This is a genomic window from Lascolabacillus sp. (assembly GCF_028696275.1).
Lineage (GTDB): Bacteria > Bacteroidota > Bacteroidia > Bacteroidales > Dysgonomonadaceae > Proteiniphilum > Proteiniphilum massiliensis.
Window position 1 is genome coordinate 1 of the sequence record NZ_JAQVHI010000036.1, and the last position, 22801, is coordinate 22801.

The 22801-nt window shown below is 35.6% G+C and carries 17 protein-coding genes; all 17 read right to left on the reverse strand.

Annotated features, from left to right (window positions below; all coding sequences use genetic code 11):
* Positions 1 to 641, reverse strand: a 641-nt coding sequence (locus PHO43_RS08310; RefSeq protein ID WP_288011883.1) for a ligand-binding sensor domain-containing protein, incomplete at its 3' end; no start/stop codon positions are given.
* A 28-nt stretch (positions 642 to 669) separates the two neighbouring features.
* Positions 670 to 1767, reverse strand: coding sequence for a glycoside hydrolase family 2 TIM barrel-domain containing protein (locus tag PHO43_RS08315; RefSeq protein WP_288011885.1), 1098 nt, complete (start codon positions 1765 to 1767; stop codon positions 670 to 672).
* Between the two features lie 60 nt (positions 1768 to 1827).
* Positions 1828 to 3888 carry a beta-L-arabinofuranosidase domain-containing protein gene (locus PHO43_RS08320; protein ID WP_288011888.1) on the reverse strand — a complete coding sequence of 687 codons (2061 nt, stop codon included), beginning with the start codon at positions 3886 to 3888 and terminating at the stop codon, positions 1828 to 1830.
* 12 nt (positions 3889 to 3900) lie between these two features.
* Complete coding sequence (locus PHO43_RS08325) at positions 3901 to 5064, reverse strand: glycoside hydrolase family 172 protein (protein WP_288011890.1); 1164 nt, start codon at positions 5062 to 5064, stop codon at positions 3901 to 3903.
* A gap of 25 nt (positions 5065 to 5089) precedes the next feature.
* Positions 5090 to 7624 (reverse strand): glutaminase family protein, encoded by a 2535-nt coding sequence (locus tag PHO43_RS08330; protein ID WP_288011892.1) that lies wholly within the window; start codon positions 7622 to 7624, stop codon positions 5090 to 5092.
* A 116-nt stretch (positions 7625 to 7740) separates the two neighbouring features.
* Positions 7741 to 8415: a DUF3823 domain-containing protein gene (locus PHO43_RS08335; RefSeq protein ID WP_045089861.1), complete on the reverse strand. Its 675-nt coding sequence runs from the start codon at positions 8413 to 8415 to the stop codon at positions 7741 to 7743.
* Positions 8416 to 8446: 31 nt separating this feature from the next.
* On the reverse strand, positions 8447 to 10273 hold the full coding sequence (locus tag PHO43_RS08340) for a RagB/SusD family nutrient uptake outer membrane protein (RefSeq protein ID WP_045089862.1): 1827 nt from the start codon (positions 10271 to 10273) through the stop codon (positions 8447 to 8449).
* Between the two features lie 6 nt (positions 10274 to 10279).
* Positions 10280 to 13396 carry a SusC/RagA family TonB-linked outer membrane protein gene (locus tag PHO43_RS08345; protein WP_052673278.1) on the reverse strand — a complete coding sequence of 1039 codons (3117 nt, stop codon included), beginning with the start codon at positions 13394 to 13396 and terminating at the stop codon, positions 10280 to 10282.
* Positions 13397 to 13512: 116 nt separating this feature from the next.
* Positions 13513 to 14418, reverse strand: coding sequence for a glycoside hydrolase family 43 protein (locus tag PHO43_RS08350; RefSeq protein WP_288011902.1), 906 nt, complete (start codon positions 14416 to 14418; stop codon positions 13513 to 13515).
* Positions 14419 to 14637: 219 nt separating this feature from the next.
* Positions 14638 to 16587, reverse strand: coding sequence for a DUF349 domain-containing protein (locus PHO43_RS08355; RefSeq protein WP_288011897.1), 1950 nt, complete (start codon positions 16585 to 16587; stop codon positions 14638 to 14640).
* A 152-nt stretch (positions 16588 to 16739) separates the two neighbouring features.
* On the reverse strand, positions 16740 to 18053 hold the full coding sequence (gene der / locus PHO43_RS08360; protein WP_045089865.1) for a ribosome biogenesis GTPase Der: 1314 nt from the start codon (positions 18051 to 18053) through the stop codon (positions 16740 to 16742).
* A 48-nt stretch (positions 18054 to 18101) separates the two neighbouring features.
* Positions 18102 to 18989, reverse strand: coding sequence for a GTPase Era (gene era, locus PHO43_RS08365; RefSeq protein ID WP_045089866.1), 888 nt, complete (start codon positions 18987 to 18989; stop codon positions 18102 to 18104).
* The gene (locus PHO43_RS08370) at positions 18976 to 19974 is read right to left on the reverse strand and encodes a beta-ketoacyl-ACP synthase III (RefSeq protein WP_045090923.1); all 999 of its coding nucleotides are present in this window, start codon (positions 19972 to 19974) and stop codon (positions 18976 to 18978) included. Before PHO43_RS08370 ends, era begins: the two co-directional genes overlap by 14 nt.
* Positions 19975 to 20066: 92 nt before the next feature.
* The gene (rpmF, locus tag PHO43_RS08375; RefSeq protein ID WP_045089867.1) at positions 20067 to 20252 is read right to left on the reverse strand and encodes a 50S ribosomal protein L32; all 186 of its coding nucleotides are present in this window, start codon (positions 20250 to 20252) and stop codon (positions 20067 to 20069) included.
* A gap of 29 nt (positions 20253 to 20281) precedes the next feature.
* Entirely contained in the window at positions 20282 to 20869 is a 588-nt protein-coding gene (locus PHO43_RS08380; RefSeq protein ID WP_045089868.1) for a YceD family protein, read from the reverse strand.
* A gap of 102 nt (positions 20870 to 20971) precedes the next feature.
* Positions 20972 to 22057 (reverse strand): phosphotransferase enzyme family protein, encoded by a 1086-nt coding sequence (locus PHO43_RS08385; RefSeq protein WP_045090924.1) that lies wholly within the window; start codon positions 22055 to 22057, stop codon positions 20972 to 20974.
* A 110-nt stretch (positions 22058 to 22167) separates the two neighbouring features.
* On the reverse strand, positions 22168 to 22801 hold a 634-nt coding region (locus PHO43_RS08390; RefSeq protein ID WP_288011900.1), incomplete at its 5' end, for a carbohydrate-binding family 9-like protein.

The following is a 22801-nucleotide window of genomic DNA, read 5'->3' on the forward strand; positions in this document are numbered from 1 at the left end:
TCAAGATTGAATTCAGAAATATCCTCATTAATTTTATCTATATGCAAAATAATTGATGAATATCTGAATACCCATACACCCTTGTCCTTGGAAGGGTATAGGCTAACCATCTTCAATCCATCTTCTACAATTGGAATTGAGTAAAATTTAAGATAATCTTTTTCAATATTATAGTAGAAAATACCCTTGCTTTCAACCGACATCCAGATATCTCCACTATCATCAATAACCATATCAGTAACAACGCCATTTACAGTTAAATTATCCGCTGTTTTTTTATCAAAGACATGAAAGACCTCTTTAACAACATCATAAATATATACCCCATTTTCAGTTGATACCCAGATATTATTGTTTTTGTCCTGAATTATTCTGTGAAAAACATTGTCACTAAGCTCTCCGTCAGGAGAAAATTTAAATAATTTAAAAGTAGTACCATCAAACCTATTTAGTCCATCTTTTGTCCCAAACCACATAAACCCCATGTTGTCTTGCATAATAGTTCGTACGGTATTTTGCGACAACCCGTTATCTGTATTGTAATGTTTGAAGGAGTAGCCGGCATTAGCTCCTGATGCCAGACTACTGCTTGATGTTGCAAAAAACAGGACTATAAAAAACAGCTGTATCAACTTAGTCATTAAAAAACGAAATAGTATATATTAAATATTAATTGCTTTTGCCTGTTAAACTCCTGATTAGTTCAACCTCTTCCTTGCTATAAGGTGTACCATCTTTGCGGAATATATCATGAAACCATACAGATGGCTCTGATCCGTCTGTTATTGGAGTATCCCATGCATATATCGTATTTGTTTTGCCTGCTACCAAACCCCAGTTATATGCTCCGATATTCTCAGATTTTAATATAGGCATCGTATTTTGAAATGTGCTGTTTCTTGTACGAGCCATATACTCTGTACATATCAATGGTTTTTCCGTTAATGTTCTTAATGTATCAATCATACTCTGATGATTTTCAGCACTCCCATAATTATGATATGTTATTACATCTGAATTAGCTAATTGAAATTCAGATATTTCTTTTAAATTCCAACTCCATACACCAGAGGATAAAGGCTGTGAAGGATTAACTTCCCTACCCCAAGTAAAAACTTTTTCCAATAATGGCATACTTTTATTACCATATCCTGAGTTACCCGGTTCATTATATAAGTCCCACAAAACAATTCTCTTATCATCACCAAAAGTGGTCAGTATATCTTTTACATATGATTCAAGATTTGTAATCATATTCGGATTGATATAAATTGAATCACCCGGATCTCTTAACCACCCTGAATTATGAATACCTGGTTTGGGCTCAGGTTGCATCCCAGCTTCGTATGTTGGATTCCAACAGTCATCAAAAATAACAAACATTGTAGATATTCCATGATTATCTGCAATTTCAAGATAATCATTAATTCTGTTTTTAAATCCATCCGGATCAATCTGCCAAGCCAAATGATGCAGGTAAACACGCATAGAATTAAACCCTATACTTCCTGCAAAGCCTAACTCTCTGTCTATTGTCTCAGCATCAAACGTATCCTCCTGCCACATCTCCAATTGATTAATTGCAGAACTGGGAATAAAGTTTGAACCCCTCAACCATTGATGTTGTACATACCAATCATTGGCTTCCTGTGCGGTCCATACTTCTCTAGCAATTGTTTCTTCAACACTCGGATTCTTAGCTTGATTGCAGGAATAAAAACTAATTATCAGAAGTATAAGTGTTGATATATAAAGAACTTTTTTCATACTCTAATTTATTATTTGGGTTGTTGTTATTTAATTATTTACATCAAATATGTCTACACATTATTCGACGTTTTTTAAGTAAACCGGAAATGCAGATATTCTTAACCTTGCTGCACCCATAGGAATTAGTGTAATAGCTTCAGACTCTTTTTCAAATTTAATCTCCTCCTTAATTGGTAATTCAGCTGTAAGTCCATACTGATCTATTTCCCAACCTTTAACTCTTTTCCCTTTTGCAATGATCTGAATAGGCGCACTCTCTGTAGTGAACGGATAATTATCAGCAGGCCATGTTGTTTTTACTACCTTGAAGTTTTTCTCAAGGGGTAACGATTCATCTATTTCCAATGCATAGTTCCAGTCACTTCCAGGATATATCTCGTAACTCGGCCATTTTTCCTGATCAGCATCTTTTTGCCATTTTGAATCACCAATTGCTGTCTCAATACTGCTTACTTTCTCATAGTTTTCTTTTATTTTCAACGAAAATGTTAATGGCCCATAATTTATGCTTCTGCTATCCTGGTTTACCTGCCATACCGATTGAGATAATTTCATCGGAAAATCAAAAACAACCTCGTCACCATTTTGCCACTCCTTTTCAATTCGTGCATATTTCCCATTCTCCATTAATATCTGTAGTTTAACACCATTCACAGAGATTGAGGGGTTTTCTGTCCATGTAGGTATTCTAAGATAAAGAGGGAAAGTAACTTTTCCATTAGTTTGAATTGTAAATTTAACTGATTCCTCAAAAGGATAATTTGTCTCTTCAACAATCTTCACCTCTCTTCCATCAGCAACAGTTACATTTGCTGTACAAGGACCGTACATTGCAATAGCAATGCCATTATCAGGCGATGCTAATACAAGATGTTCGATATAATATGGCCAGCCTTGTCCATGATTATGCTGACAACATCTGCTGCTAAATGGATTCATTGCCAGGAATGGTCCTCTATTATCTATACCTGGATGATGATTTCTGGAGTCACTAATAGTATGATTTGGAGATGTTATATAACGTAATGATTTCAGATCAGGCATCATTGATGCAGGATAAGAATTAAATGCTACATTTTCACAATGTTCTGCCCAAAAAGGATCACCTGTTAACCTCAATAGTATTTCATCCGATGCCATCTGCTCTACAAAGCCGCAGGTTTCTGTTCCCTGTCGTGGGTCAATATACCCCATTCGGGCATTTTCATCTGCACCAAACATTCCCCCGGGAACCTGTCCAAATGTATTACGTATCAAATGGTGTACATTATAGGTAGATATTAAATCTGCCGAATCTGCTGACAACATATAATAACTGGCTGGTTCCCTGAAACTTTGTGCTATATTCACATTGTGCCAATTTGGTAAAGTGGATCTCTGTCGCCAGTTTGCAGTGTTTTTGTGAGTCTTCTCTGCCAGCTCAATTAAAAAATCATCACCTGTTATGTTATATAACCAGTAAATACTGAGTAGATTATCACCTCCACGACTATTTTCCCAATAATCTTTAAGAAACATATCTTCCGGAAGATTAAGCTGCCATTTAAAGTAATTAGTTAATAGATCAATTACTCTTTCGTCTCCGGAAAACTCATAATACGATTGCAGACACCAGGTCATAATCATATTACCCCATAAATCCGGTTTACCATTTTTTTCAATGTATGGACCAAAATAACCATCTTCTCGCTGACTGCTAAAAACTGCCTCCAACCAAGTTTTTGTTTCTGCAATCATATCTTTGTCGTTGAGAATATAAGCCATGTTTCCATACCCCTTTAACCAGTATGGTACCTCTTCCCAACCATAATCTGTACCTGTTCCAAGCCATGCATTGTTTTCCTTATCAAGCCATGCACTAATTTCACCAAGATGTCCGTTTAAACCATCTTTTTGTAGTTCAAGCAGTTTTAATGTCCAACCTTCCGGTTTTACATCACCAACAGGTAGCTTAATGAAACTCAATGGCTGCAGTGGGGCCTTATTAGTGATATAATTGTTATTCTGTATATTTTTATCAGGCCTGTCCACAATTGTAACTTTCACATTGTTCTGTGCAGTAATGCATAGTGAAAACAACAGTGTTAAGATGGTAAATAGTAATGTTGCTTTTTTCATTCTTGTAATTTTTTAAGGGATTGACTGATGATCTGTATCTCTAATTCGGTAGAGATCAACCAGTTTATCTTTAGATGGTAATTTATATAATAATTCTGATGCACTTTGCTGATACCAATACGCAGTAGAAGAAAACTTAAACTCTCTCGTATGTTCAGGTGGACGTGGTGATTGAAACAACATAGTAAAACATTTATCAAAGCAGATAGCATCACTTTCATGAAAACGATACATTGAAATCATTGATCGTAATGGATCTTTCAAAGGTACTCCATGAAGAGGTGCATTAAATTCACCATCTCTGAAATACCACCCACCATTAAAATAGTCCTCTAACCCTGTACCTACAATTGAAGGATTTTTTTCTTCAAAATCATCATCGATAAAAATATATTCAGGTGCTTCAAGATATCCCAGATAGTTTGGGAGCCAGCTCTGCATTGATAAACAACACCCAACAAAATGACCTTTGCCTTTTGTTTTCATTATATACTGTGGTTCAGATCCTGCATTAGTGCCGGAGTTATACATACAGTGAAAACGACCTGCATCAGAAGGTAATACATCGTATGATGTATAGTTGGCATTTAGAAAAACATGTGGGATAGATTTAACATGCAGATTCTCTACCTCAATCTTTACTTTATTAAAAGGCATTGGAAAATAGCAGTAAAACCCACCACTTGACATTCCTAAATATTTAGAAACAAAATGCTTGTATTCACAGTGACCTACTCCAAAAAAGTCTCCAATAGGTGCTTCAACTGAAGGGAATTTATTATCATCCCAATAAATTCTCAGTATAAGTTTTTTCAGGATAGTTGTATCAGGCCACTTTTCTTCCCTTACATCCCAGTTTTCCCAAAACCACCCGGAAGTGGTCATCCAAATCCGTGTGATTATACCAGGTGAATCATGTTGTACTAATATTTTTTTTTCACCAGGCTGTATGGGAAATGCTTTTTGTTTGGTTTTGTTGTTAAAAGTTGTAAGTTGCCCCGATTTCATATCTCTAATAGAAAAGAGAGGCAAGTTCTCTTTATTCAATATTTGGTCTTCATTTTTAGAATATAAATTATTACCAACTACACCTAAAGTAGATGTTCCGGCAATAGCACCTAAAGTAAATATTGCTTTTCGCCGTGATTGCCTGTTTATCTCTTTTCTATTACTCATTTTTACTCCTTTTTTTAGTAAAAAGTTATCTGTTTAGCTTATCCTCTAATAATTTCATATAGTAGCCACCTACTACTGATCGTGCTTTAAAATTCATCCTCTCAGCAGTTTTTGTATCATGCCAGTCACTAATTGGCACACGTGATTTTGTCTCATTGGCATACTTATATACCGGATCTATTAATGCATCAAAATCATCACTGTTTCCGGAAAGTGTAGCAGTCCACATAATCCAGTCAGTTTTGGTGTATGTCGCTCTATTGTCTAATGGCAGACCATATTCGTTCTGCAGTGTTTTGTACAAAGCTATCTCTTTTTCAATAATCTTTGGTTCAAAAATATTAAATCCTAATAATTTATCCCAAACAATATTATACTTTTGGCTCCAGGTCCCTGGTCTGTCAAACGTTAACCTATAGTGATCACCATCATCAGCCATGGTTTCCCATTGAGTAGCCATCTCTTTTGCAATTTGCATATATTCTTCTGCAACTTCTGTCTTTCCTAACATCCCTGCAAGTTTTCCATAAGATGCTATTCCCATTATTGCCTTAATCGAAAGGTTTGTATTGTGCGCTAAATGACCTGCAAAATCATCTGTACAAAGTTGATTTTCCGGATCTAAACCATATTCTTTAAGATATTCAGTCCAAATAGTCAATGTTTCCCAGTGTTGAGCAGCATAATCAGCATTTCCCTCTATTTCAGCAATTGCTGCTGTTAATATCAATACATTGCCCGACTCTTCTATTGGCATATCTTCACCATAAGTTTGTCCGGTTGCAATTGGATATGTTCCCACATCATGTGCAGCAAATGGTTTAGTCCATCTTCCACTTTCGCTATAATAGAATATTGGGTTAAGCATACCCTTTACCAGATCTGGATTATAAATTAAATACAACGGGGATGATGGATAAGTAATATCTACAGTTCCTATAGAGCCGTTACTATTGTTTTCCTTTGAGAAGAAAAGAAGATTCCCCTCTTTATCTTTTACTAATTTATGAGCTGCTATTGATTGCCTGTATACCAAAGATATAAGTTCTGCATATTTGGTTCCCCCTACCCTCGTTGCTTCTGATAATAACTCGCGATTAAACTCATCACAGCGATTCATTATTGTTGAATAGTCATTAACTGCATCTTCAAAAGCAGTAAATATATCAACCGTACCATCTTTAGTCCAATAAGCTTTTAAATCTTCATCAAAATATCTGATCGAGTAAATATCATCATATCCAAGCAATATATAACCTGTTGTCATTTCATCTGAAACTTTTCCCAAGTCTTTACTATATGCCAGTACAGTCATATTTTCACTATTCATTTTTTCTGACAAGCTTTCTGTTTTAGTTTCAGAAACGGCTCCCGTACTGTTAAACTCTTGCTTAACATTCCAGTAGTCACCAAATTTCATGTTTGTTGACTTATCATTATGACCTGCCAAATAAAAATACCCCCAGTCAATTCTTATATCATCACCTTTTTTCTCTAAGATAGGTTGTTCAACAGTACCTGTTTTTAAAAACTTAAGTCTGTCATTTGCAATCTCCTCGTAAGTTACAGCCTGACTGATATTGTGAACAGCCCATTGAGGAGTTGATTCAAAGTATATCTGAACATCATGAGTCTGATTGTTTTTAGATCTTAACTGATAAGAAATATAACTTACAGGACGAGATACTAATTCAAGATCATCCAGTAGAAGTGGTGATGTAAAAATAAGATCCAATTCTATTTCACCGCAATCAAATTTATAAATTGTTTGTGTTGGCAGTACACTTACCGACTTTTGTATTGCTGTATTTGATAATGTTGATTTATTAGGTTCAAGTTCATAAAGGCCAAAATCTACATAAGCACCACCGGTTCTGTTATGACAGTGTGCGGTAATTATATTCTCTCCCTTTTTCAGAGTTGCTTTAACTTCCTCACTAAGTTCAATTTGAACATCATATTTCCATGAATAATCGGTACTTACAACCTGTATATCGTTAATGTATAATTCAAAAATATCATCGTGAGAGTAATGTAAAAAAACATCTCTGTCCTTTAAATCTTCATCAATATTAAAAGTTCTGCGTACCCAGATATCTTTTGTTTGCCAAAGTGTTGATAAATTAGGTTCATTTTGAGTTCCAAAGGCAGCTTGTCCGATTGCCCATGAACTGTCGTCATAATCTAATGATTTCCACCCTTCTCCAATTGGTTGTTGAAATGTATACTTACCTTCCCACTTTTCTTCATGTGATGTAGGCAGAATTGTTTTCAAAGGTAATTTTTCAACTCCCATAAATCTGTATATCGTTCCGTCAACTCTTAGAGCACCTAATAGTGGAAACTCTTTTTCAGTCCAATGCCGTACCTGATCATCGTAAAGATTGTTAACATTCGACCATGCATTAAAGTATGGATCAACTGTTACCAATGGATAAGATGGGGCACGAAGTTCTGTAGTCAGGTCTGTTGCAATAACTATACTTTTATTGGCAGTTTTGCCACAGGATAGTAATGCAATAAACGATATTAAAGTTAGGAGTAAACCATTCTTTTTCATTATACTTGATTTGATTATTTTCTAATTCTTATTAAAGTTTGTATTAAATAAAGTATGGAGGGAGCTAAAAATAGCCCCTCCTCCATACATTTTATCTGTTATTGATTGATTACTTATTATTTCAATCTTACTACATCTGAATATATTGCCTGATCAGCACCAACGGTTCTTACTCCAACTCTTCCAAAAAGAGCCTTAGCACTTGCAACCTGCTGATTGCTGGACAGATCCATTGATAAATTTAATGCACCTGCTTCAACATTTCTGAAATCCTCACGACCAATATAAGAAACATCATCAACGAAATTGGTTTTACTAACAAGCAACATTACATATTCGATATTTGCTGTTTGTACAACCTGATTTACAGTAAATGAAGCATTCAGCTGTGAACCATTAAGTGAAATATTAGCACCTGATATCGTAAAGTAAGGTGTTACCTGAACATCAACTGTAGTTGTTCCATTTAATTTAATCACTGTTGTATCACGAGAATTTACCCATGGTCCGTTCTGATTTCTGGTAACCAGTTTATATTCTCCATCAAATAATTTAGCACTAAAAGTTCCATCCTGTCCTACATATACAGGTATGTTATCTCTTAATTCATAACCATCCTGATAAAGTTGCAATTGAACAGCTTCACCGGTTCCTCGTAAACCTAAAGTCTGTCCGTTATATGTGATTTTTCCATGCAGCTCAGATTGGGGAGCATCATAATTGTCCAAACCACAGGCAGTAAACATCATTACTGACAGTAATATTATAACAAAGTATTTATATTGTATCATAATTGTTTATTTTTTCGAAATTAGACATTATTTATTGATAAGGATTCTTAACCAACTTTGGATTATTATTTATCCATCCCTGATCAATGAAATTATAATAATTTCTCATTTGAAAGTCTCTTGGAAATGGTGACATATGAATTTTAATTTTATCAAATACCCATTTTCCATGATTAGGATTGCCTGGATCATTCACAAGATATGGAAACAATCCCCACTGCTGAGCATTAGGATCATCCTGAATACCATTCCATACTTTATCTGCAATTCTCCAACGTTTTAAATCCCAATACCTGTGATCTTCAAATGCAAACTCAACTCTTCTTTCCTGTACAATATCATCAAATGTCATTGAAGTAAGTGGTTGAATTCCTGCTCTTTCTCTAACCATATTCAAATATGTTAGAGCTTTATCAGCCTGTCCTAATTCAAAGGCTGCTTCTGATGCAATCATTACAGCTTCTGCAAATCTGAATCTTGGGAACCACATTTCACTTCTTCTACCACGTGTTGAAGCACTTGGAGTTTCATCTAAGAATTTGCGGAAGAAAAATCCTGATTTGTTTACGTACTGGTCATTTGATTGATTAGGACCATTTATTGATGTTATCAAGATATCATTTTCATCAGTACTACCAGGTGTACTGGTTCTTACATGCCACTCACCGTTTTCAAAATATTTCTGACCAGCCTGAAGTACAACAGGTGAACCTTTAAAGATAGCTCCCGGATAAATTACAGTTCCCCATAATCTTGGATCTTTATTTGCAAATGCATCCTCTGCTCTATCATAAAAGATATAGTTACCTTCATTGTCTCTGATTTTAATTTCACCATCTCTATCATTAATGTATTCAAAATCTTCAACTAGATTTAGTATTGGACCTGCATAAGCACGGTCGATATCTTCAGCATGTGAAGCAGGAATATTTATTTGTGTGAACCCATTAGTCTGTCCAGGATATTTATAATCACGTGCCCAAATTACCTCTTTATTATTTTCTTTTACAGATAAAGCTTCATAAAAATTTCTTCCTCTGTCATCCGGTTTATTAAGTTGTAATTCGTATTTACCGCTGTTTATTACCTCTTCTGCTGCTGAAAGTGCTGTTTGATAGTATCCTTGTGCAAGGTTAGCATCAATTCCAACTTCACCACCCGGAGTTTTAATCGGGTTTGGCATTTTGTTATTGTAATTTGCAATTGATCCTGCATAAACAGCTGCTCTTGCCTTAAGCATTAATGCTGCCCATTTGGTAGCTCTGGCTGCATTGATACTTGGATTTTCAGGAAGAAAATTCTTGATAGCTTCACATTCTGAAATTATATAGTTGTAAATTTCAGCTTCAGTAGATCTCGGATATTGCAATGTGGTAATGTCCATACCCGGGCTATATTCAAATACTTCATCTCCTATAATAGGCATACCACCCATTCCTCGAGCCATATTAAAATATAACCAAGCTCTTATAAATCTAGCTTCCCCTTCTAACATTTTTTGCGTATCAGCATCTAATACATCAGTTTCACGTACACCTTTTAAAAACTGATTGAGGTTTCTCATTAATGTATAATCATATACCCTCCATCTGTTATCTTCAAATCCTTGTCTGGTGTCAGGACCACTTTCTGATCTTGATGCCTCATCCAAAATTGTATAAGAATAGGAGTCATCTATATGCTGCCCCCATGTAATTCTGCCATAGAAGTTAGAAAGAACTGATTTGATCATAACTTCGTCACCGAAAACCTGATCGTCAGATAATATTGTATCCGGTTCTCTCTCCAAAAATTCGGAGCAACTTGTGAGTGCAAAAAGCACTAAAGCAAATGCTATAAATATATTTTTTAATTTCATAACTTTTTAGAATTTTACAGTTAAACCAATATTCACGATCCTGGTTGTAGGATAAGCTAACCCATTTGTCTCCTGTATTTCAGGATCGACTCCAATTAAATTGGTTAATCCAACTAGGTTCTGACCAGCGAGATATAATCTTAAATCAGAAAGTGAAGCTTTTTCAACAATAGATTTTGGGAAATTATAACCAAACTCTAAGTTTCTTAACTTTATATACTTAACATTCTTCTTCCAGAATGTACTGTTCCAGTAATTACTGTGATTACTGTTACCAATCAGCAACATTGGATATTTTCCTGGTATTAGTTCACTGTTAGCATCCCATATATCAGATAGTCTCCATGTATCTTCCATGTAGTACTGAGGATTATTACCTCCATCATGGAAAGGATTTCTCTGTTCCCACTCCTGGTACCATGTAGAAAGAGCACCTCCTGTAAGGTCGAATGCAAGATCAAAACCTTTCCACTTAAAGTAGAAATTCATACCGTAGTTGAAAATAGGTGTTGAATCCTGACGATAACCAATTGGACGTTCATCCAACCAGTTAATAACACCGTCACCATTAACATCCACATACTTTATATCACCAGGACGAAGAGTTCTGTTACCCTGACGGTCGTTGTCAATTGGCCAAGTTGCAATCTCTTCCCAGCTCTGGAACTGACCATCTGCCTGAAGGCCCCAGTTTAGATATCCATAACGTTTTTCTATTGAATTTCTGTAAACGTTCCATGAGTTACTGAATCGTGGCTTGTACTGTTCCCAATCATAAAATCTTGAGTAGGTAGCATTTCCACCAATTGAATAGGTCAAATCACCTGCTTTTGCAGTCCATTTAGCCATTAAATCATAACCCATATGCATATCAGAGTTCAAATTCTCTCTTGGCAAGCTGAATCCAACTTCAGAAGGTAACAAGATGTCATATTTTGATGCAGGTAGTCCAGTTCTCATACGTCTGAAAAAGTCGAATGAACCTGTAAGTTTACCATCAAAGAAACTTGCATCCATACCAATATCAAGTATTTTAGCTTTTATCCATGACAATGTAGTTACAGGCAGACCACGAGGTACAGTTCCTAATGTATACATTCCATCAATAACAGATCCTCCATTTTTATATGAGTAACCTGACATATAATCGAAAGCATTATATCCACTTACATTATCATCTCCTAGTAAACCATATGATGCTCTGAGTTTTAAGTCGTAAAATACATTTGTCAATTTACTTTCTCTCCAGAAAGATTCTTCTGAAATTCTCCATCCAACTGATGCTGAAGGGAAGAATCCCCATCTGTGGTTTGGTGGGAATTTCCATGAACCATCGTATCTACCGGAAAATTCAACTAGATATTTTCCTGCATAGTCGTAGTTAAATCTTCCGATATAACCAAGTCGTGCCTGTGTATTATTTCCTGTATCATCGTATGTATCCATGGTTTCATAGTCTATAAGATTCAATGCGTTTGATGTAGGAATAGAGTGTACCCATGTAGAAGGAGTATCTCTTTTTATAGTTTCTGCACCTAATACAGCTGACACGTTGTGATCTCCGAATCTTTTATCATAGTTTAGCTGTATATTAGTTGTAACCTCTTCTACATAACCTTGAGTTCTCTCACGCCATGGGTTATTATTTTCGAAAATTACAGGATAAGTATCTGTATCTTCATCATATCCATAAAGCTTATAAGTATATTCATGATTATCAAGCCTTTGATTAGCTAAATAATAACTAAATAATCCTTTGGCTTTTAATCCATCAAACAGCTCATATTCAGCATCAAAGTTCAACTGACCAACTCTCCATGTATTTTGGAAAGTACCTGACAAGTCATATGTAAGCCAGCCAAAGTTTGTGGCAGGGTTTGTTGAAGTTAAAGTTGGATAGAGAGGATTGTCATTAGCAAATGGTCTTCTTGTAGGCAAGTTTCTGAAAGTACCGAAACGAGGCATCCAGTAGTCGTCTACTTCAGGTACACCAGGGTTCTTCCTGGTCTCGATACGTCCATTCATACCACCACCAACTTTGAAACGGTCAGTAATATTGGCAGTAACATTCATCTGAACGTTTGTTCTCTGGAACCCACCATAGTTAACAATCATTGCATCCTGCTTCAAATTACCAACACTCAGATAGTAATTTATATTTTCAGAACCTCCAGATACGTTAGCATTTACATAAGTCTGAGGAGATACTTCCCAAATAAAATCATACCAGTCAAATGGAACATAACCCTTTTCAGTTCCTTTTTTCCATTTTTCGTAGTCTTCTTTTGTATAAGTGTAGTTAGTGGCTCCCTGAACTGTCTGCGACTGAATATAGTTAGTTATATAAGTCTCAGCTGTTGCAGGTTTTGGGAAAGCATATAGGCTTTGCCATCCATAATAAGTATTAAGTGTTACTGTATTTTTGGAATTTCTTGAACCTTTTTTTGTAGTAACAACAACAACACCATTTGCTGCCCTTACACCATAAATTGATGCAGAGGCATCTTTCAAAACAGTTATTGTCTCAATATCGTTAAAGTCAATATTATTAAATTGACCCTCATCAGATTGTATACCATCAATTACATATAATGGTGCACCCATATTTCTGATCTGGATATTAGTTGATGCACCAGGACGTCCATCCACCTGACGAGAGTTGATACCCGGAATCTTACCAACTAACGCTCCTGAAGAAGTTGAAGCCTGAGACCTGCTTATGTCTTCTGCTCCAATTACAGAGATAGCTGAAGTCAAAGACTCTTTTCTCTGAGATAAACCGAAACCGGTTACAACTACCTCACTAAGTATTTCTGTATCTTCTGACATTACTATGTCGATATTAGTACGACCATTAACATTAATACGCTGAGTAGTCATACCGACATATGAGACTTCTAAAACAGCATTAGGTGAAACACCGCTTAGAGTATAGTTACCATTGAAATTGGTAACTGTTCCCACAGAGGAATTTGCTACCTGTATGGTAACACCAATTAGTGGTTCACCGGATACATCGCTAACATTACCGCTCACTGTAATAGTCTGAGCAGACAAGCTTTGGGCTATTATCCACGCTAACGCGAGAAATATTCCCTTGCATAATTTTAAACATCTTTCCATTTTCATTTCATTTGTTTAGGTTATTAAATTTTCTTTTTAAATATTCAAAGTCATAAACATTAAAATCGGAGCTTTATAAATTAAGATTATAATATCATCAAAATCAAAATATTAAATCAATCGTTAACTATCACTGGTGTGATAAAATTGGGATCTATTTGTAGTATATCTTCACCTCCTATCTTTTTAAAATAAACTTTGCTTATAAACATATTCCTGGGATGTATTTCATTTTCACTCTGATGTGCATGAAATACGATTCTCCAATTCCCATCATTATCCTTAAACATTGAACTGTGCCCTACTCCATAAAGATTACCTGGTATCTGTAATAGTGGATTATGGGAATATTTTGTCCACTCACCCATAATATCAGTAGCAGTTGCACAACCAATTCCATAATATTGACTTTCATAGCTGTTGGCTGAATAGGTCATATAATAAGTTCCATTTTGTTTAATTACAAATGCACCCTCATTTACCCTTGGCCATACCTCTTCCCACTCTTGTGAAACATGGATACAGGGATGAAGTGTCTCCTTTTTTATTGTTTTAAGATCATCTTCTAGTTCTGCAACCCAAATATTCAAACCATCATTAAACCTATCAAAAAAAAGGTAAGGAGTGCCATCTTCATCAATAAAAAGAGTGTTATCTATAGTTTTCTCACCAGGCAACATTGGCTGTTTTATATCCTGAACAAAAGGACCTAATGGTGAGTCTGAAGTAGCCACACACATATGTTCCTCCGCAGAATAGTACATATAAAACTTACCATTTACAAAGTAAACTTCAGGGGCCCAGAACCATTTTTCTCCATAACTATCATTCTTATGCAGGGCTAATCCATTTCGACCATTATCAACCCTATTCCAATTTATAAGATCATTTGAGGTGATAACTTCTATCCCATCAGGTGATCCTGTACCGTATGCATAATATGTACCTTCATATAATAATATAAAAGGATCAGCAAGAGGAACATTTTTAAATGATTCTTGAGAAATAATTGATATGGACATTAGAAATATAAATGATGATAAAAACAATTTTTTCATTTTTCAGATATTATTACATAATTATTTCAAATTAAAAGAGTGGTTTTCTCCTGTAATTGTACAAAACTATCCAAATTGCTATATATACACTCTAAATATTGTCTCATAAAATAGTAAATATTATTCAAAAAAAAAGCGAACGGGATATCCCGTTCGCTATATCAATTAGTGTAATCGCCTGTATCACAACTCTTTATCCACAGCTTCTATTTTTCTGATTATCAATTGAAGCTCAGACTTAATTTTTTCAACTTTAGAATTCATATCATCTAACAAATGATTACCTTTTTTAGAAGAAACTGATAAAAATCCTATATTATTTTCATAGGTCTGTAGTTCATTTTTCATACGGTCATACTGACGCATCAGTTTCTCACGTTCATGATAAAGCTGATTCTTTGCATTACCTGATCTGGCTAGATCAGAAATATTTGTTTTAAAACTTTCCAGCTTACGGTCTGTTTTATCAATATTCAATCTATCAAACTGCTCTTCTGTGGCGTCATAAAATTCGCGATAAGTGATATCCTTAAGTTTATATGGAACGTGCCCTATTGAGTACCACTGATCCATCAGTTCACGAAGTGCTGATAATGCTTTATCAGTATCGAGTGATTTATCAAGATTCTTTATTGTTTGTACTATTGCCCTTTTAGCCTCAAGATTTCTTGCCTCTTCATCGTATCGTGAGGAAGTATTAAGCTTCTTTTGTTCAAAGAAGTAATCGCAGGCCGTGATAAAACGTTTCCAGACACTATCTACATATTTACGAGGTATAATACCGATGGATTTCCACTCTTTTTGAATATCTATCATTTCCTGAGTTGTTTTTTTCCAGTCGGTGCTCTCCTTCAAAGCTTCGGCACGTTCACACAGCTCTAACTTCTTCTTTAAATTATCCTCCATCTCTCCTCTTAGAGACTTATAATAATCATTTTTATTTTTAAAGAACAAATCGCAGGCCGCACGGTAACGTTTGTAAATTTTTGTATTCCATTTTCTTGGAACATAGCCAATCTTACGCCACTCGGACTGAAGTTCCAGCACTTCTTTTACGCTCCTGTTCCAATCTTTAATGGTTTTTATTTTTGAATAATCAATAGCTTCTAACTTCTCACAAATTGCAGTTTTTAGCTCTAAATTCTCATCTTCTTTACTTCTCAGTTCCTCAAAATGAGCCTGATATTTTTTATTGATTTTTGTTGATGCAGCCTTAAACCTGTTCCAAATTTCCTCTCTGTCTTTTCTGGAAACCGGACCGGTCTCTCTCCACTCCTGATGCAGATTCTGCAGCTGATGAAAAGCAGAAATCACATCTGGTTCTTCATCAAGTCGCTCAGCCGCTTCACAGAGATCTGTTTTTAACTCAAGATTCTTCTTGAAATCATATTCCCTGAACTCATTGTTTATTCTGACCAGGTCATAGAACTTTTCTACATATCGTTGGTAAGATTTCCACAATTCATTAACCTTGGATTGTGGAATAAGTTTTATTTCGTTCCACTCCTGCTGCAGTGATTTAAACTCCTGATAGGTCTTGTTAAAATCTTCATGCCCCTGAGTTTCGGTCAGTAATTTAATTTGATTTATTATAGAAAGTTTTCTTTCAACATTCTTCTCTTTCTGAGCATCCTCTTTTGCAACAAGCTCTGCACGCTTCTCTTTAATTTTTTGAAGAAGCTCTTTTCCCTCATTGTAAATTTCAGGTTCCGTTGCTACAAAATCAATCTCTTCACCTCCCTCTGCAAAGAAGGCCTGTTTTTGTGTTTCAATCTCATTTCTTAGTGAACGATAAAACTGATTCTTATACTCTTCAACATGTTTACGCTTTAGATTTCCTTTTTCAAGCAGATCCCTCAAATGTTGTATTATCTCTTCTATAGAGAGTAAAACAGCACTTGAATCTTCAGATACAGTATCTTCGTCAATTTCATCTTCTTCTGATTCAGATTCATCCTCAATATGGGCATCATCCAGATCATAATCGATCTCTTTTTCACTCTCAGCTTCATTAACCGATTGAGATTCAACTGAAGAAGTTTCCTGCTCTGTTTGTTCAGACTGTAGGTTGTTATCAGATTCTACTTCGTTAACCGGTAGTTTTTCGTTCTCTAGATTGTTTGTAGTATTCATCCCTGTTCCTAAGTTTTACTCGGCAAATATGCCGGAATATGCATTTCAAATTACTTTTTTTTATGATACGATAGCAGTTTTTACAAAATATCTGATATCGAAAGTAATACAAATTAACGCATTATTTTTGTTAATTCATCGGTTTATGCAATTTATTTTTCTCTAAAGAATATATTAATCGGGGTACCGCTGAAATTCCAGTTCTCTCTCATCCTGTTTTCTATGAACCTGCGATACGGTTCTTTTACCCACTGAGGGAGATTACAGAAAAATACAAATGAGGGAACAGTTGTATTATGAAGTTGTGTAATATATTTAACTTTAACAAATTTGCCCTTATTCGAAGGAGGAGGAGTATTCTCAATTATTGGAAGCATTACCTCATTTAATTTATGGGTTGGTATTCTACGCTTCTTATTATTGTAGACCTCTTTTGCGAGATCCATAACCTTCAAAATTCTCTGTTTTGTTATGGCTGATCCAAATACTATCGGGAAATCTGTAAATGGGGCAAGTTTTTGACGGATCGCATTCTCAAATACTTTCACTGTTATGTTATCCTTGTCTTCAACCAAATCCCATTTATTGACAAAAACAACCAGACCATTTCTATTTTTTTGTATTAAAGTAAAAATATTCATGTCCTGACTCTCAATACCTCTGGTGGCATCAATCATCAGAATACAAACATCAGAATTTTCAATAACTCTGATTGAACGTATTACAGAAAAATACTCCAAATCTTCACTTACTTTACCTTTCTTTCTGATACCGGCTGTATCAATCAGGTAGAAGTCCATCCCAAACTTGTTATATCTGTGATAAATTGAGTCACGCGTAGTTCCTGCAATATCAGTAACGATACTTCTTTCTTCACCTAAAAGTGAATTTACTATCGAAGATTTTCCTGCATTTGGTCTGCCAACAATAGCAATCCTGGGTATATCCTCAAGTATTTCCTCCTCACTCTCTTTTGTAAACAGGGTCACTATATGATCAAGTAAATCACCTGTTCCTGAACCATTTATACTTGATACACTAAAAGGATCGCCCAATCCTAACGAGTAGAACTCAGCTGCTTGAAAACCAATTTCAAAATTATCAGATTTATTAGCTACTATAACAACCGGCTTACCTGATTTTCTGAGAATCTGAGCCACACCTGTATCCAGATCAGTTAAACCGTTCATTACATCCACAACAAAAAGAATCACATCTGCTTCCTGTATTGCAATGAGTACCTGTTTATTGATTTCATCCTCCATAACATCTTCGGAGTTTACAACCCATCCACCTGTGTCAACTAAAGAAAACTCTTTTCCATTCCAGCTAACATTCCCATACTGACGGTCTCGTGTAGTTCCTTCGATCTCTGTTACAATTGCCTGACGACTCTGTGTCAATCGGTTAAATAGTGTGGATTTACCTACATTGGGACGACCAACAATTGCTACTAAATTTTTCATAATTTTGTTTTGTTTGATAATGAATCAATAACTTTACACAGGATTAAATCAATCAAGTTTATAACCAAACTGTTTTAACAAATTATCCCTGTCTCGCCAGTCTTTCTCGACTTTCACATATAATTGAAGATATATTTTCTTCTCAAAAAACAGTTCAATATCCTTGCGTGCAAGTGTTCCTAATTTTTTGATAGCTTCTCCTTTATGTCCTATTATAATACCTTTTTGAGTGTCTCTCTCCATTAGTATTACAGCTCTGATTCTGATTATGTCTTTCTCCTCTTTAAACTCCTCTACAGCTACTTCCATTGAATATGGAATCTCTTTCTGATATATCAAAAGAGCTTTCTCTCGTATAATCTCGGTTACAAAAAAACGAGCAGGTTTATCTGTAAGAGCATCTTTCTCAAAATAGGGAGGAGATTCAGGCAAAAGCTCCAATATCCTTTTCTGAATGATATCTATACTGAAATTATTCAAAGCTGAGATAGGATAAATCTCAGCTTTGGGTAATAATTCATGCCAAGTGTCAACAAACTTCTCCAACTCTTCCTGATTTGTCTTGTCGATTTTATTTATTAACAATAATACCGGTAGATCAAGTTGCTGAACTTTTTTCAAGAAATTATCATTCTTATCAACTTTCTCCACAACATCAGTAACATAGAGCAAAACATCTGCATCCTGTAATGCTGAAAGCGAGAAGTTGAGCATCTGCTCCTGCAATTTATAATTGGGCTGCAGTACACCTGGAGTATCTGAGTATACAATCTGATATTCGGGTTTATTCACTATCCCAATAATCCTATGACGTGTGGTCTGAGACTTATTGGTGATAATGGAAATTTTCTCTCCAACCAACTTATTCATTAAAGTTGATTTTCCAACATTGGGATTACCAACTATATTTACGAAACCCGACTTATGCCCCATCATATCCCCATTTCAGATAAACACTTCCCCAAGAGAATCCGGCACCAAACGCAGTAAGAATTATATTGTCACCTTTTCGAAGTTTAGATTCCCACTCCCACAAACAGAGGGGTATTGTACCAGCACTGGTATTACCATACTTCTCGATATTTATCATTACTTTTTCAGGTGACAAACCTGTTCGCTGTATTGCTGCATCAATTATACGCATATTAGCCTGATGTGGCACAAGCCAATCTATATCCTCAGCTTCAAGATTATTACGTTTCATAATAGATTCTGAAACTTCAGCCATTTTTGAAACTGCATATTTAAATACAACCTTACCGTCTTGATATACAGTGTGTTCTGAATTCTTTACAGTATCTGCTGTCGCAGGAAATTTACTCCCACCAGCTTTTAGTTGCAATGGTTTATAACCTACTCCATCTGAGTGCAGCTCGGCATCTATAATTCCAAGATCATCTTCAGTAGGTTCAATTAAAACTGCTCCTGCTGCATCACCGAAAAGTGGGCAGGTAGTGCGATCTTTGTAATTTGTAATAGAAGACATCTTATCTCCTGCCAAAAGTATTATTTTCTTGTATTTACCTGTCTTAATCAGACCATTGCAAATTTCAAGACCATAAATAAAACCTGAGCAGGCTACCTCCATATCGAAACAAAAAGCATTTTTTATTCCACAGTTTTCTGCAACAATAGATGCAGCAGATGGGAATATATGATCGGGAGTGGAGGTTGCAAAGATTACAGCATCAATTTCCTCAGGTTTTGCGCCTGTTTTATTAAGTAAATCTTCTACAGCCTCAGTACCTAAAACAGAAATACCCTGCTCCTCTCCTTTTAATATTCGTCTCTCTTTAATGCCAACCCGGGTCATTATCCACTCATCAGTAGTATCTACCATAGTGGAAAGTTCTTCATTCGTGAGTATATATTCAGGCACGCTTGCAGAAATACCTGTGATTACTGCATTTAATTGTTTAATCATTTTCAGTAAATTATTAATGAAAAAAAACCCTGAAAAACGATCGGGTCATTTCAGGGTCCTTTGTTTTAATAAGATTCCAGAGATTGCAATTATGCTATCACATCTTTCTCTATTGCCAGTTTACCTCTGTAATAACCACACTCACCACAAACTGTGTGATAAACATGCCATGCTCCACAATTTGAGCAAAGTGCCATTGTTGGAGTTTTTGCATGATCATGTGATCTTCTTTTTCCTTGTCTTGATGAAGACTGTCTTCGTTTTGGATGTGCCATTTTATGTCAAATTTTCAATTATTCTATACTTAGTTATCATCTAAATTTAAATTCCTGAGAGGGTCCCAGCGAGGATCACCGGACTGAAAGTCCACATCTTCGTCTGTATCGGGATCATCATCGTCCAGGTCTAAATCATCTGCTTCAGAATCATCATCGCTGCTCACAGCACGATGTTTTCTATATTTTGTTGATACAACCCTGTTACATTCACCCGGTGGATGTACATGCTTTATAGGAATGTTCAGAGCAATAAATTCATACAGGAACCAGGCAATATTAATCTCACCTTCATCCTCAGGGATAATGACTATCTCATCACTTTCCTCTGAATACTCTTTTCCAAACTTTACTACAAGTCTGTTATTTGTATCAATGTCAAGATTCATGTCGTCAAGACACCTTGTACAAGGTACTTTAACGACACCTTTTATATCAAAACTAAATTCAAAGGTGGATGAAGTTCTTTTCACATTCACCTTTACCTTAACATTACCCTTCCTAAATTCTTCGCCATCAATAGCTTCGAAAAACTTATTATCCAGCTCATAGTCATAGCTATGATTACCTAAGGAAAGGTTTTTAAGGGAAATATTGTACAAACTAAATTTTGCCACGTTTTCTCCTCAAAATAAAGCGGTGCAAAGATAATAAAATTTTCTTTACACTGTTTGTTTTAAATGTTTTTATTTTTTATATGCCTGAGACAACTGAAACTGTTATTTTCCTGCCGCTCTCTTTACTATATCCTGCATTGTATCAAAATTCTCTTCTAGACTTTGCAGTAGTTTAAACTGAGCTCTGGTTCTAACAAGATTATGTTCTGGATATGCAATTTTATAATACAGATCTCCGTCAATATAATCTGTAAAAAAACGAACTGTTTGCATATAAGTGAGTAACTTAGCTCCAAAAGCCAGATTCTCAATTTCTACATCGGTCAGAAATGAAGCTGCATGTGTTAGATAACCTTTAGCATATGCTTCAAAAATATCCAGATTAACAGATATATTGTCAAGATTCTTATCATCTTCTGCACCAGTATTGGCACCTGTGCGAATAAAATCTCCGAAATCCGATAATACATAACCAGGCATAACAGTATCTAGGTCTACGACACAAAGTACTTTATCATTTTCATCAAACAATATATTATTTACTTTAGTGTCGCAGTGATTGATACGCTTAAGCAGTTTTCCTTCACGGTGCAACTTTTCTGCTTTACACATTTCCTCTGCACGATCTTCAATCTCTTTCACAAGATCTGCCACTTCAGCCAATCTTCCGGCTTTATTTGCTTTAACAGACTCCCTGAATGTTACCAATCGAGCCTCCATGTTATGAAAGTTTGGGATAGTTTCAAAAAGAGGTTCTCCCGGAAGATCAGACAACAATTTCTGAAAATCACCAAACGCCATTCCGGCACGGTAGGCCAAATCACTATTTATCTCCTCGTAGCTTTTACAATCTTTTATAAACTTTGTTATACGCCAGTAGTTACCTTCACTGTCTTTATAGTATAGCGCACCATCATGTGTGGGAACCAATGTCAGAACTCTACGCTCAACATCTTTTAGACCCTTCTCCTGAAGTTTTTTGCGAATATGATTGGTTACCCTGCTAATATTATCCTGTAGCTGATCTACATTCTTAAATACATAATGATTTATGCGTTGCAGAACATACTCCTCATTACCATTTACAACCTTGTATGAATCGTTTATATGGCCTTTTCCAAGTGGTTCAATTTTTACATTCTCTTCTTGTTCGATAAATTGAAAGACTATTTCTTTCAGTTTGTTCATCTCATTCATTCTTCTTGTTTTAGGTTTTTTCTGTAAGGGAATTTTGTATTATCTCTCTAGTAAGTTTGTCTGATATATATTTTACTAAATTCAAAAAGCGATTTATGCAATCACTCGAATTCCAGTTCTCCAAAAAATTCAGGAGTATGAAAATTTGGCTTTGGCAAATCAATTGGGTTCCAGCTCAGGAAGTGGGGTTTTGGTGTTTTATCACCACACTTATAAAAGTTGGCTCTAATCTTTTGACCCGAAAGTGTTTCGTTATCTTTAAATCCTAATGCAACCTTTGGAATTTCGAGATACATTGTCCAGTCACTCAACTGCTTTCCATTTTCATATCTATGGTTGATAGTGCTGTGTCTGTAAATAGTGTTCATCAATTCAGTTTGGGATACACCTTTTTCTCTCGATTCATGAACGCGTGATAACAACACACCAAGCACATTACATTCAAAGTTTCTGTAGCTGGTTTCACCTTCTCTCTGCATAAAAAATTCAACGCAACTATCCTCCCAGACAGAACCAAAATCTTCTGTGTTAACCGCTCTGATCTCTTCACCTATAACAGTATAGTAAAGATACATATACTCATTGTTATGTGCCACACGAACAGTCACGGGCATTTTTTCGGGAAAGTCGTTTCTCCAGTTTACCTGATCAATTTCTGCTACTGCTCCTGCCTCAAGGAGAATTTTCATTTTATCAAGTGCCGTTTCATAATTTGATACATTCTGTAACGGTACG